Source organism: Neolewinella litorea, assembly GCF_004803465.1.
GTDB classification, from domain to species: domain Bacteria; phylum Bacteroidota; class Bacteroidia; order Chitinophagales; family Saprospiraceae; genus Neolewinella; species Neolewinella litorea.
Window position 1 is genome coordinate 364,847 of the sequence record NZ_SRSF01000002.1, and the last position, 12,636, is coordinate 377,482.

Sequence of the window (12,636 nt, forward strand, 5' to 3'; positions counted from 1 at the left end):
GTTAGAGGCCGAGCTTGGCGCGAACGAGCGCGCTGACGTCCTGGCTGTCCTGACCGTACAGGAGGACCTGCTGATCGAAGATGAACTGGTAGCCGTTCTCTTCCGCTACGGCCTTGATGGCGTCGTTGACGGATTTGTAGATCGGTTCCAGCAGTTCCTGCCGCTTCTTCTGCAGGTCGGTCATCATGGTCTGCTCGAAGTTGCCGATTTCCTCCTCGCGTTTCTGGAGCTTGGCGGCTTCTTCCTGCTGTTGCTTGGGGCTCATGGTACCCTGCTGGGCCTGGGCCTGGAGTGCCTGGTAGTCGGTCTGGAAGCTCTCCACCATGGCCTGGCCTTTCTTCTGGAGTTGCTTCTGCAGTCCTTCCAGATTGGACTCGGCGGCTTTCATGGCGGGAAGATCGGCGAGGATCTCGGCCGAATTCACGAAACCGAATTTCTGGGCGGTGGCCACGGAGGTCGCTACCAGAAGGAGGAGCGCAACAAAGGTGAATTTGAATACTTGGTGCATGGTTGAAATTTAGGGGTTAGTACTTCTGGACCTTCACGGGGGGTTAGTTGCGCAATGCGCGCAGGATTTCGTCCGTCTTGTCGTACTGATCACTTGAGAAGATGATTCCGGCGGCGCCGGCGCGATCGAAGATAAAGTCGTAGTTATTCTGGGTGGCGTAGGTTTCTACGGCCTCGTATACGGCGTCCTGGATGGGCTTGACCAGTTCCTGGCGGCGCTGGAAAAGGGCACCTTCCGGGCCGAAGCGATCGCGCTGCATGTTGCGGACCTGGGTTTCCCGATCGATGATGGCCTGCTCTTCGCTCTGGCGCTGCTCGTCGGTCATGAGCACCTGCTCGGCCTGGTACTTATTGTACATTCCCTTGATGGCGTCATACTCCTGGTTGATCTCCTGCTGCCACTTGGCGGCGAGTTGATCGAGCTGTTCCTGGGCCTCCTGGTATTCGGTAATGCTCGTGAGGATGCGCTCCATATCGATGGAGGCGATCTTTTGGGCGGACAACTGGGCGCCAAAGCCGGCAAAGGCCAAAATGGCGACCATCAAATAGTTGCGAAAACGCATGGAGGTAAATTTTGGATGACAAAAGTACAGAGGCACGTGCCGATCTGCTAAGGAATAGACGCATAAAGACACTTGAAGTTACTTCGATAAGGAAGTTTTAATTCTCCGATCATTCGCGTAATTCCTTGCTTACCAAACCCTTATCGGCTCATTTCCGCTGTCGGGACGGGGCCTGTTTAACCTAATATTAACGGCTGGGCGGTTTTGGTCTTGGGGCTGTGGGCTGCCTTTTCGTGGTTTGGGGGTAATTGTTTTCACCGGGGAGGGGCACATTGTCCTTTCCGGGTGGGGAAGGGCGGCATCGTCCTTTCCGGGTAGGGAAGGGCAACATCGTCCTTTCCGGGTAGGGAAGGGCCACATCGTCCTTTCAGGACTCTGGTTCCCTTCCCTACTTCGCTGCGTCCCTTCCAGGGCCGCACAACCATGGCCGGACCAGGCCCGGAGAGCATGCAGACCCATAAGCCGAGGGAGCAGCGAAGCGGAGCCTGCGGCGAAATCATTTTCAGCAAGGGTATGTCGTCCCTTCCAGGGCCGCACAATCATGGCCGGACCGGGCCCGGAGGGCACGCAGACCCATAAGCCGGGGGAGTAGCGAAGCGAAGCCCGCGGCGAAACCATTTTCAGCAAGGGTATGTCGTCCTTTCCAGGGCCGCACAACCATGGCCGGACCGGGCCCGGAGGGCACGCAGACTCATAAGCCGGGGGAGCAGCGGAGTGAAGCCCGCGGCGAAATCATTTTCAGCAAGGGTATGTCGTCCCTTCCAGGGCCGCAGAATCATGGCCGGACCGGGCCCGGAGGGCACGCAGAACCATAAGTCGGGGGAGCAGCGAAGCGAAGCCCGCAGCGAAATCATTCTCGGAAAGGGTATGTCGTCCCTTCCAGGGCCGCAGAATCATGGCCGGACCGGGCCCGGAGGGCACGCACACACGTAAGCCGAGGGAGTAGCGAAGCGGAGCCCTCGACGAAATCGAAGGTTTTAAAATTATTTGTTTTATTTACGCCTAAAATGCCACAATCCTACCTCCGCATCGTCCTCCACACGGTTTTCAGCACCAAGTATCGCCGGCCTACCATCCATCCGCGCGTAGAGCAGGAGTTGTACAGCTACCTTTCGCGTCGCCTCCAGCTTATGGGGTGCCGGGTGTACGCCATCGGTGGGACACTGGATCATGTCCATATCGTCCACGGTTTGCCCCGCACAATCTCCATAGCTAAGGTCCTGGAAGACATCAAGTCGCAAAGCTCCCGGTGGATGGGCAAGAACGGGTATCCGGATTTTTGGTGGCAGAACGGCTACGGTTGTCACTCCGTAGATTATCGCAAAGTGGACGGCATCATACGCTACGTGGAGCGCCAAAAGGAACATCACTACGGCAGTCAGGAAAACTATCGAATGACCGCCCGTCTGACCTTCGAGGCCGAAATGCTGAAATTTCTCCGCGAATTCGATCTGGACTACGATCCCCAATACCTTTTTCCTTCCGAACCAAAGTCCAATTGCCAAGACCATCTGGGCCCGGAGGGCACCCAGACCCGTAAGCTGGGGGAGTAGCGAAGCGAAACCCCAGCGCTGCGATGCCTTACATCCCTACCACAGCCACAAAATCATGGACGAACCGGACCCGGAGGGCACCCAGACTCGTAAGCTGGGGGAGTAGCAAAGCGAAGCCCCCAGCGCCCTCAGCGCCTCCAGCGAATTCGATCACCGGGAAGGGCCACCTCGTCCCTGCAGGACTCTGGTTCCCTTCCCTATTCCAATGCGTCCCTTCCAGGGCCGCCCGAATGATATAGGTGGACCGGACCCGGAGGGCACCTAGACCAGTCAGCTGGGGGAACAGAGATGCAAAGCCCCAGCGCTGCGATGCCTTACATCCCTACCACAACCACAAAATCATGGACGAACTGGGCCCGGAGGGCACCCAGACCCGTAAGCTGGGGGAGTAGCGAAGCGAAGCCTCCAGCGCCCCCAGCGAAATACGATCACCGGGAAGGGCCACCAAATAATCAGCTACGCATCTTCCGACGCTTCCCCCGACCCTTCGGTTTATCCTGCTTTTTCTTTTCCGGTTCCCCGTGCACTTTGAGCACCTCGACGAGCGACATGTCGATGCGGCGGCGGTCCAGGTCGACGTCCTCGATGCGGACGCGGACGAGGTCGCCCATCTTGAGTTTCTTGCCCGACTTCTTGCCCACGATGGAAAGCTTGCCGGCACTCAGGTCGTACGGCTCGTCCATCTTGTCGAAGGGGATCATGCCCTCCACGAAGTTCTCCACCAATTCGATGAATACGCCGAAGTCGGCCAGACCATTGATCACGCCGTCGTATTCCGCTCCGACGTTATCGAGCATGAACTCAGTCTGCTTGTATTTGATGCTTTCCCGTTCGGCGGTCACGGCCTTGCGCTCCTGACTGCTGATGTGCTTGCAGGTTTCTTCCAGCTTTTCCGGATTCGCCTTATAGAGACTGCCCTCTTCCAGGTTCTTCTCCAGCAGGCGGTGCACCAGCACGTCGGCGTAGCGGCGGATCGGGGAGGTGAAGTGCGTGTAGTTTTCAAAGCCCAGTCCGTAGTGACCGATGTTCTGGGTGGTATAGACCGCCTTCGACATCGTACGGATCGCGATGGGCGACAGCATTTTGACCAGCGGATCCTCATCCGCCTTCGCCAGTAGCTTGTTGTAGCTCTGGGCCACGGCCTTGGGCGACCTCAGGTCCATCTCGTATCCCAGCGCGGCGGCGAAGTTGGCCAGTTCGGCCACCTTGTCCATGTCCGGCTCGTCGTGCACGCGGTACACGAAGGGGATATTCTGCTTCAGCCGCTCCTCTTTCTTTTTAATAAACCCGGCCACTTCCCGGTTGGCCAGCAGCATGAAGTCCTCGATCAACATATTGGTGTCGATGCGATCCTTGATGTAGACCTCCAGGGGTTTGCCGTTCTCATCCAGGCGGAAGCGTACTTCGTTGGTGTTGAAGTCGATCGAACCCTCCTTGAAGCGGCGCTTGCGCAGCTTATCCGAAATCCGGTCGAGCAGATCCAGTTCGTCGACGAAGTCCCCTTCCCCACTGTCCAGCACCTCTTGCGCTTCCTCGTAGGTAAAGCGGCGGTTGGAGTGGATGACCGTGCGGCCGAACCAGCGGTCGGTTACCTTGAAGCTCTTTGGGTCGAACTTGAAGATGGCACTGAAGGTCAGTTTGTCCTCATTGGGCCGCAGCGAGCAAAGCTCGTTACTGATCCGCTCGGGCAGCATGGGGCACACCCGATCCACCAGGTACACACTGGTAGTCCGGCTGGCCGCTTCTTCATCCAGGGCACTGCCGGGCTTCACGTAGTGGCTCACGTCGGCGATGTGAATACCAACCTCTATTTGGCCGTCCTCCAGGGTCTGGATCGACAGCGCATCGTCAAAGTCTTTCGCGGTCAGGGGGTCGATCGTGAAGGTGGTCACCTCCCGCATGTCGCGGCGGATGTTGATTTCCTGGGGCGTAATCTCTCCGGGCAGCGCCTCGCTCTCAGCCAGTACGGCATCGGAGAAGGTGATCTGGAAGCCGTTATTGATCAGGATGGCCTGCATCTCGATATTGCTCGTACCGGGCTCGCCCAGTACGGCGGTAATCTTACCGCTGATTTGGCCGAAGCGGTTCTCTTCCCAGTCGACGATCTGCACGACTACCTTTTCCCCGCTCTTTGCGCCGATCAGTTCGGCACGGTGTACGGCCACGCTGATCGTTTTGCCACCGGGCCCGTCGACGACGACCTCAGCAAATTTTTCGTGAATCTTGAGGGTGCCCACGAAGTGGGTCACGCTGCGCTCCAGCACCTCCGCGACCTCTCCTTCCGGCTTGCGGCGGCCGCCGGGCGTCCAGTAGCGTACCTTGACCTTGTCGCCGTCCTGGGCGTTGCCGAGGCGGTTCTGCGACACAAAAATGTCGAGGGCCTCACCGTCCATGATGATGTATGCGGCGCCGCTGCGGGTCATGTCGACCCGTCCCTCGGCGTATTGGCTACTGCGCTTGGTCGATTCGCTGCGGTTGAACTGGTATTGGTGGTCGCCGTTCTGTTTGATCTTGCCGGCTTCGACCATCTTGTCGAGGGCCGATTGTATGCTCTCGCGGCTGTTTTTGACCTTTAATTTCCGCTGGAGTTGCTTGGGGTTAAGTTGTTTGCGCGCGTTGGCTTTGAATTCCTGGTACAGGACACGCTCCAAATCGCGGGCTTTGAGCTTGCCGCTCTTCGTATTTTTGTTAGACATGTAAGGTATCAATGCGACCGCCCCCTTTGAGCGATCGGTGCGCATAACTGGCGCATCGGATATGTGGGTTTCTGAATTACTAGTTGGGCAACACCTAAATGCGTCAGATGTTTGTTAGTCCTTGCCCCGTCCGGGCGGCGGCGCGCGGGTGCCGGGAACAGTACCGCTAATCTCCCGTCCGCCACCGAACCTGACCGCCTGCCGACCGGGTTTGGGTGGAAAAGCCTACCGTGAAAAGCTCCGTTTTCCTCCTGTCGTTGCTCCTCTTGCTGTCCACCTTCTCCGCTTGCTCCGAAGATGGCGACATCAACGTCTTCTCCGTGGAACAGGATCTCGAACTTGGCCGGCGAGCCGACGCCGAGATCCGCAGCAAACCTTCGGATTTCCCCATTCTGGACCCCGCCGACCACCCGCAGGCGTACGCCTACCTGCAGGGCATGGTCGACGAGATCGTTAACCAGGGCATGGTACCCTACCGCGATATCTTTCCCTACGAGGTAGCGATCATCAATCAGGACGTAGAGAACGCCTTCGCCACCCCGGGTGGGTTCCTGTACGTATACACCGGCCTGATCCAGACCCTCGACTCCGGCGACGAGTTGGCCGGGGTGCTGGCACACGAGATCGCCCACTCCGCCGAACGCCATTCCACCGATCAGCTGACGCAGCAGTTTGGCCTGTCCACCCTGCTTAGCCTGATAACCGGCAATGCCGATCCGGGCTTGCTCAGCCAGGTGGCCGGCAGCCTGCTCACCCTCAGTTTCAGCCGGGGCGACGAGTCCGAAGCCGACGCCCGCTCGGTAGACTACCTCTGCAATACCCGGTACGCCGCCAATGGAGCCGCAGGATTCTTTATGTCGATTCAGGACGGCTCCAGTCCGCCGGAATTCCTCAGCACCCACCCCAATCCCGACAACCGGGTGGAAGCCATCAACGAGCGGGCCGACGAAAAGAACTGCAGTACCGCCACCGCCGACGTGGAAAGCTTCCAGGAGTTTCAGGCCAGGTTGCGGTAGCACCCGCAAAGCACGGTCTTGGCCCATTGCACCGCACCTGCGCGCCGCCGCCCCGCGCGCAAAAGCGAACGCCTTCGCGGCTTACCTTACCTTTGCCGCCATGACCCCCACGCCCATTGTCATTATCGGTGCCGGACCTGCCGGCGCGGCCACGGCCCTGCGACTTTCCTACCTCGGCATCCCCAGTACGCTGATCGACAAGGCCACCTTTCCCCGCGACAAGGTCTGCGGCGACGCGATCTCCGGCAAGGTGCCTACCCTGCTCAACCGGCTGGACCCCGCCATCATGGACCGCTTCCGCAAGCGGTTCTCGCCGGCCGACGTTTGGGGGATCCGCTTTTACCCCCCCAGCAAGAAGCTGATCGAGTTACCCTTCAAGGTGGGCTACGAACGCATCCCCGATGAGGCGCCGGGCTACGTGAGCAAGCGGATAGACTTCGACGCCTTCCTGATCGAGGAGGTGCGCCGCCGGCCGGATATCGACCTGATCCTCAACACCGAGATCAAGACCACCGAACGTACGCAAGAAGGGTACCTCCTCCGCGCCAAAGACGGCCGGGAATGGCAATGCCGACTGCTCATCGACGGCAGCGGGGCCCACAGCAGGTTCAGCCGGCACGAGGCCGGACAGGAGACCGACAAGGACCACCACGCCGCGGCGGTGCGGGCCTATTACCGGGGCGTGACCGGCTTCCACCCCGACAACTTCATCGAACTCCACTTTCTGGACGCCTACAACCCCGGCTACTTCTGGATCTTCCCCCTGCCCAACGGGGAGGCCAATGTGGGACTGGGCATGCGCTCCGATATCGTGAAAAAGAAGGGGCTTAACCTGCGTAAGGAACTCGACGTCATCGTCGCCTCCGAGCAGTTTCGCGACCGCTTCCGCGACGCGGAACAGATCGATCCGACCGTCGGGTACGGCCTGCCCCTGGGCTCCAAGGACCGTACCCTATCCGGCGACCACTACCTGCTCACGGGCGACGCCGGCCATCTGATTGACCCCCTGACCGGGGAAGGGATCGGCAATGCGGTCTACTCCGGCTTCATCGCCGCCGAACTGGCCGAGAAGTGTCTGGCCGAAAACCGCTTTGACGCCGAATTCCTGGCGGCCTACGACGTGCGGATCGAACGGGTACTACGCACGGAACTGCGCCTGAGCTACCGGATGCAGCAAATTATGCAGTACAAATGGATAACAAATTTGCTTACGGGCATCGTGGCAGCCAACCCTAAGGTCATCGAACTGCTCTGTAGAATGTACACCGACTTCGAACTCCGGAAGCAACTGGTGAAGCCGACTTTCTGGTGGAAACTCTTCCGCACGAAAACCGGCCAGGTACCGGCCGTAGCGCGTAAATGATGCATATGTTAAAGAGAACAAAAAATGTGTGCCTTTTTGTAACAAAAGGCGATCTGCCGTAGTTAGGCAGGTAGTTGATTAAGTTTCATATATACTAGTGAGTGTAAAGTGAGCCTCCGACCCCATTATGCGGGCCAGGAGGTTCTTTTTTTGGGGTCTATTCCCGGTTTTTACTGGTGGATTTATGGCCCCATCAAACCGCACGAATCAATCCAGCAGTCGCCAGCTCGCCCCCAGCCGCAGGGCGTGATCCGGGTAGGGATGCTCCGCCGTCAGGTAAAGCAAACGATCGTTCAAGATGGTCTGCGCCTGGATATACCTTACAAAAAAACGGAACCGCGTGACGCGCAGGCTGAAGAAGGGGTCCACTTGGACGTACAGGTCGGTCTGCTGCCGGTCCTGCAACTGGAATTGCTGCAGTAGCGGATTGTAGTACCGGGGCCGCCAGCCGCTCACCACCCGTACATCGACGCCGAGATTTACATTGAGTACGCCAAACCATTTGCCAGCGTAGTACAGACTGTGCTCGCCGTAAAGCTGCGGCAGGCGAAACACGGCCTCGTCGGCTTGCTGCAGCAGCAGTCGATTGTCAAAGCGGTAGCTGCCCAGGGTGAAGTTCCGCTCGGCGGTTAGTTGCAGGATGCTGTGCGGACCGTCGCTCTGCTGCGGCAAGCCAGCCTCGTCAAAGTAAATGTAGTTCGTCAGCAGGCTGTAGGCCATGCCCGCGCGCACGCCCACGAAGGGCAGGGTGTAGGCCCCTTCCAGGCGCAGTTCGAGGGTCTTGCCGAAGTCGCGGTCGTAGAGCAAGACATCATTCAGCCGGTAGGTACGCTGTACCAGATCCGGGGAATAGAGCTGATTGACCGCCCCTACCTCCAGCTTTCCGGCCGCGCCGAGGTCCAGCTCGCCCGTGGCCGCGACCCGGTAGTCGCCGATTTGGCCGATGAGGTTCAATTGTCCCTCAACCAAGAGCTGAACCCGGTCGCTGGGGCGCAGGCCGATGCTGGCGTTAGCCAGTAGGAAGTTGACGGTACTGTCGCCGCGGTCGCCGCCCACGCGGTGCCACTGGTGCGTAAGACTTGCCTCCAATACATCACGCTGCACGGTCTCCCGGCTGGCCGAGCTTCCGCGGCGGTAGGTGGAGAAGCCCAGTTCATTGCTGACGAGGTCGTGGGTGATGAGGTTCCGCACGCCCCTTGCATCCAGGTCGAGGAGCGGATTGAGGCGGTAAAAGCTGGTATCGTTCTCGGCGCGCAGACTGCTCATGCGGTACTGCTGCTGGTCGATTTTTATTTGATGCTGAAGGGTGAAGGCTCGCCGTTCGCGGCCCGTCAGCGTATCCCGGGCGGCGCCGAATTGCAGGTACTGGGTGGCGGCAAACTCCCGGTAGGCGTGCCGCAGGAAGGTGCTTTCCAGGAAAGGCCGCAGCTGGGCCAGGTTGTCGATCTCTCCGAGGTCGGCGGCGGTCCCGAAGTCGGCGATCCCTCCGTTTTGTTCGGATTCGAAGGTATTGGCCGCGTAGCTGAAGAAGCTATTGTAACGGCTCCCCACCGGCCGCACCGATACGCCCACCGCCACCTGGGTGTTGCGGACGCGCGCGCCCGGGTACTGGTCCTGGTCGCCCACCTGGAAGATTCGCTCGTAGTTAAGTAGCAGGTTTACCCCATCGGCGAAGTTCCGGCTGAACCGCGCCGTCAGCATGCCGTCGTTCTGTTCGCTGCCGCGCAGGTAGCGCAGGTAAGTGAAGGGACGCTCGAGGCGGTAAAAATCCAGGTTATTGGCGTCTACCTTATACAGGTCAAATTGCCGGAAGCCCACCTCCAGCCCGCGCCGGTAGTCGGGCGTGTAGCGGAGGGGATAGGCCGCCGAGCCGAGTTGCCCCAGCGTGGCGTAGTCGAAGGGCACGGCCTGATCCGGGGCGTACTGCTGGAAGCCGTTGAGGAGACTATCCGCGAAGCGCACTTCGCGGTTCGGGTTGTCGACGCGGTACAGGAAGATGCCGAAAGTATCGGGCGCGATGATCCGTTGGTCCTGCGGGGAGCCGCGGCGGGCCGAGGCGGCGTCGTAGTCCGGGTCGTCGGGGTCCAGCTCTCCCGTATCACTCGGATCCAGGATCTGGGCGCGGACGCCGGTGCCGAGCAACAGCAGCAGGAGCAGGCAACAGTGGCTCAGGTTCCTTCTCATACGCAATCAAACGAAAATCATTCCCGAATCGATCCCCCCCGGTCCGCGCGGGGCGCGGGCCGGGGGGGATCGATTCGGCGGGGCCGGACGCTGAGGAGCTTTACTTCAGCGCCTTGGGGTTCATGCCCATGTTGCTAAATCCGCCGTCGTGGAAAAGATTCTGCATGGTGACGTAGCGGGTCAGGTCGCTGAACAGGGTGGCACAGTACTCGCCGCAAGCGCGGGCGGGGGCGTTGCCGAGGGGCGACATATTGTCGGCATAGCCGAAGAACTCATCGAATCCCTTCACGCCCTTACCGGCGGTGGTCATGGTCGGCGACTGGCTTACGGTGTTGACCCGAACGTTGTTCTTCTCGCCGAAGTGGTAGCCGAAGCTGCGGGCGAAGCTTTCCAGCAGGGCCTTGGATTCCGCCATCTCGCTGTAGTCGGGGAAGGTGCGCTGGGCGGCAATATAGGTGAGGCCCAGGATGCTGCCCCAGTCGGCCATGTGATTGCCGTTGTAGAGGACCTGGCACATCTTGTGAAAGCTCACCGCACTGATGTCGAAGGTCTTGAGCATCCAGTCGTGCTTCAGGTCGGTGTATTCCTTCCCCTTGCGAACATTGAGCGACATTCCGATGGCGTGGAGCACGAAGTCGATCTTTCCTCCCAGGACCTCCTCGGAGCGGGTGAAAAGATGCTGCAGGTCCTCCAGACTCGTGGCGTCAGCCGGAATGACCTCGGCGTTCAGCTTTTCGGCCAGCTCGTTGAGGCTGCCGAAGCGCAGCGCCACGGGGGCGTTGGTCAGGGTGAAGGTGGCGCCCATTTCCGCACATACCTCGGCGACTTGCCAGGCGATGCTTTGGTTGTCAAGGGCTCCGAAGATGACGCCGCGTTTACCGGCTAGAAGTTGGGGGCTCATATAGCTTTCGTTTACGTATGAGCGCCAAAGGTAATGGTTAGGGTTTTGAGCTGCCCTCCACCCGTTCACAGACTTTCTGGACGATCAGCGGCAGACTGTCCGATTCCACGATGCGGTTGTGGACCACCACGGGCGTGGTGAAGCGGGGCGTACCCCCCTTGCTGAGCACCTGCACCCGCATATCGTAGAGATTGGCGGTGCGCACCACGTCGTAGCGGTACCGCTGCGCCTCGTTGTCGTAGGTCAGAACAAAATAAAATTCCAGGGGCAGCGGCCGACCGATCAGCAGCAACTGCGGAGCATCCAACATTACGTTTTCCCCCTGCTGCACGGGGCGGAAACGGCCGGTAAAGGAGGGATATTCCCGGAACTGGGCCCGTACGCCCACCTCGGTCAGGGCCTGCTGGGCTTCCTGCAGCCGCTGCCGGTTGATGACCAGGGGATCGGCGGGATCGTGACCGGAACCGATACTATGGGGTCGCCACGTCCCCGTGGGAATGTCGCGGTATTCCATGGCCCCGAGCCGCAGTTTGTAATCGAAGGCCGGAAAGGTCGGCGAATAATAGCCCGGGTAATAATGCGACAGGCCGAGGTGCAGACTCATCTCCACCTCCAGCAGCATGGTGTAGAGTCCCAGGCTGGCGCTCGAATAGGCGGGATCATAAATGCCGGCCTTGGTGTACATCACCCGGCGGCCCACGTCGAAATAGCTGAAGGCCACCAGCCGCTCCCCTTCGTATATCCGCAGGACGCGGGTGTCGAGCACCTGCTGCCCGGTATCGCTGAAGACGTTGTACTCCAGGTCCTCGCGGGTCTTGTCCGGGTGTTCGGCCATATACAGGCGGTTTACGCGGAGCAGCTCCTCGTCGGGCTGTCGTGCCCGCTGGTGTTGTACCCGGAAGCGTTTTTTGTTCTTGCGCAGCAATTTGCGGTGTCGCTTCTTGAAGGAAAAATTCTTCAGTGGCAGCCGAATCTGCAGGCAACCGTGCAGCTCGTCGTCGTCCGTCCGCAAATAATCCGAGGTGTAGATCGACTGTCCCGTTGGGCGCCAGCCCCGCTCCAGAAACGCATCCAGGTTTTCCGGTTCAAGAAACTGTCGGGGGTGAATAATGTGAGTGGCCAAGGGGCGTAGAATAAGGAGGGTAACGAGGCGATAAAAATAAACCCCTCCGGGTAGCCAAATTGTTTAAATTCAGTCGGAAGGATACTCAGCGCGACACTTCGCATAGATATCCGGCTATGAAACCCTTCGCCACGGCCGGAACATCAGGATCAGATCAAGGAGCAAGATGCCCAGCGCAAGTCCCGTCAGCCAATAATCAAGGTGCCGTTGCTGGTCGGCCCGGTTGGTTGCGGCCAGGCTCAGTTCGTCTACTATGGCGTCCATGGCGAGCAGGAACTCGTCCGCAAGCTGATTCACCTCCCGGCCCCGCTCAACACTTTGTGCCGGAGCCCGGGCGGCGGCGGACAGGGCATATACCAGGCTGTCCAACGCCAGCAGCCGCGCGTGAACGGGCCGGCCGGCCAGGTCGTCCTTCAGCCAATCGTGGCGGGCGCGCCATTCGCTGATGTCGGATCCTACTTCCGGGTAATCCAGAGCCACCAGTTTGGCGATGCGCTGACTGAGCATTCGCTGCCGGCCGGCTACGTTGATGATTTCCGCGTCCCGCCGTTGCTCCATCAGATAACCATCCACGAGCACCGTTTCAACCACCAGTAACACCGCAATCAGAAAGATTGCCAGCAGGTGTGGGCCGCGGGAACCGCGTGGAGGTAAAGGAAAAGGGTTACCCATGCATTAGTGAATTCCGGAGACTGCCGGTGACGTATACCGAACTTTGGTCTACCCCCGG

The 12,636-nt window shown here is 59.6% G+C and carries 10 protein-coding genes; 3 read left to right on the forward strand and 7 right to left on the reverse strand.

Annotated elements, in window-relative coordinates:
* Position 1: 1 nt before the first annotated feature.
* Both E4021_RS07215 and E4021_RS07220 read right to left on the reverse strand, forming a co-directional pair.
* Entirely contained in the window at positions 2-508 is a 507-nt protein-coding gene (locus tag E4021_RS07215; RefSeq protein ID WP_136457856.1) for an OmpH family outer membrane protein, read from the reverse strand.
* Between the two features lie 43 nt (positions 509-551).
* Positions 552-1,070 carry an OmpH family outer membrane protein gene (locus tag E4021_RS07220; protein WP_136457858.1) on the reverse strand — a complete coding sequence of 173 codons (519 nt, stop codon included), beginning with the start codon at positions 1,068-1,070 and terminating at the stop codon, positions 552-554.
* Positions 1,071-2,077: 1,007 nt separating this feature from the next.
* Between E4021_RS07220 and tnpA the strand changes: the two genes are divergently transcribed.
* Positions 2,078-2,623: an IS200/IS605 family transposase gene (gene tnpA / locus E4021_RS07225; protein WP_136457860.1), complete on the forward strand. Its 546-nt coding sequence runs from the start codon at positions 2,078-2,080 to the stop codon at positions 2,621-2,623.
* A 452-nt stretch (positions 2,624-3,075) separates the two neighbouring features.
* On the opposite strand, the gene rnr is transcribed toward tnpA, so the two are convergent.
* On the reverse strand, positions 3,076-5,319 hold the full coding sequence (rnr, locus tag E4021_RS07230) for a ribonuclease R (protein WP_136457862.1): 2,244 nt from the start codon (positions 5,317-5,319) through the stop codon (positions 3,076-3,078).
* A 230-nt stretch (positions 5,320-5,549) separates the two neighbouring features.
* Between rnr and E4021_RS07235 the strand changes: the two genes are divergently transcribed.
* Both E4021_RS07235 and E4021_RS07240 read left to right on the forward strand, forming a co-directional pair.
* Complete coding sequence (locus tag E4021_RS07235; protein WP_136457863.1) at positions 5,550-6,335, forward strand: M48 family metalloprotease; 786 nt, start codon at positions 5,550-5,552, stop codon at positions 6,333-6,335.
* 100 nt (positions 6,336-6,435) lie between these two features.
* Complete coding sequence (locus tag E4021_RS07240) at positions 6,436-7,698, forward strand: NAD(P)/FAD-dependent oxidoreductase (protein ID WP_136457865.1); 1,263 nt, start codon at positions 6,436-6,438, stop codon at positions 7,696-7,698.
* A gap of 207 nt (positions 7,699-7,905) precedes the next feature.
* Here E4021_RS07240 and E4021_RS07245 read toward each other — a convergent pair whose 3' ends face one another.
* The 4 genes from E4021_RS07245 to E4021_RS07260 all read right to left on the reverse strand — a co-directional run bounded on the left by E4021_RS07245 (position 7,906) and on the right by E4021_RS07260 (position 12,578).
* Positions 7,906-9,882, reverse strand: a complete 1,977-nt coding sequence (locus E4021_RS07245; RefSeq protein ID WP_136457867.1) for a putative porin — start codon at positions 9,880-9,882, stop codon at positions 7,906-7,908.
* Between the two features lie 100 nt (positions 9,883-9,982).
* On the reverse strand, positions 9,983-10,783 hold the full coding sequence (locus E4021_RS07250) for an enoyl-ACP reductase FabI (protein ID WP_136457869.1): 801 nt from the start codon (positions 10,781-10,783) through the stop codon (positions 9,983-9,985).
* A 37-nt stretch (positions 10,784-10,820) separates the two neighbouring features.
* Positions 10,821-11,906 (reverse strand): GNAT family N-acetyltransferase, encoded by a 1,086-nt coding sequence (locus tag E4021_RS07255; protein WP_168797507.1) that lies wholly within the window; start codon positions 11,904-11,906, stop codon positions 10,821-10,823.
* Between the two features lie 114 nt (positions 11,907-12,020).
* A complete protein-coding gene (locus E4021_RS07260) occupies positions 12,021-12,578 on the reverse strand; it encodes a type IV pili methyl-accepting chemotaxis transducer N-terminal domain-containing protein (protein ID WP_136457873.1) in 558 nt (185 codons plus the stop codon).
* Positions 12,579-12,636 lie beyond the last annotated feature (58 nt).

What these genes read in the sequence shown, in the direction of transcription:
- E4021_RS07215 (WP_136457856.1), bottom strand. Translation starts at nt 508, where the DNA reads ATGCACCAAGTATTCAAATTCACCTTTGTTGCGCTCCTCCTTCTGGTA.
- E4021_RS07220 (WP_136457858.1), bottom strand. Translation starts at nt 1,070, where the DNA reads ATGCGTTTTCGCAACTATTTGATGGTCGCCATTTTGGCCTTTGCCGGC.
- tnpA (WP_136457860.1), top strand. Translation starts at nt 2,078, where the DNA reads ATGCCACAATCCTACCTCCGCATCGTCCTCCACACGGTTTTCAGCACC.
- rnr (WP_136457862.1), bottom strand. Translation starts at nt 5,319, where the DNA reads ATGTCTAACAAAAATACGAAGAGCGGCAAGCTCAAAGCCCGCGATTTG.
- E4021_RS07240 (WP_136457865.1), top strand. Translation starts at nt 6,436, where the DNA reads ATGACCCCCACGCCCATTGTCATTATCGGTGCCGGACCTGCCGGCGCG.
- E4021_RS07245 (WP_136457867.1), bottom strand. Translation starts at nt 9,882, where the DNA reads ATGAGAAGGAACCTGAGCCACTGTTGCCTGCTCCTGCTGCTGTTGCTC.
- E4021_RS07250 (WP_136457869.1), bottom strand. Translation starts at nt 10,783, where the DNA reads ATGAGCCCCCAACTTCTAGCCGGTAAACGCGGCGTCATCTTCGGAGCC.
- E4021_RS07260 (WP_136457873.1), bottom strand. Translation starts at nt 12,578, where the DNA reads ATGGGTAACCCTTTTCCTTTACCTCCACGCGGTTCCCGCGGCCCACAC.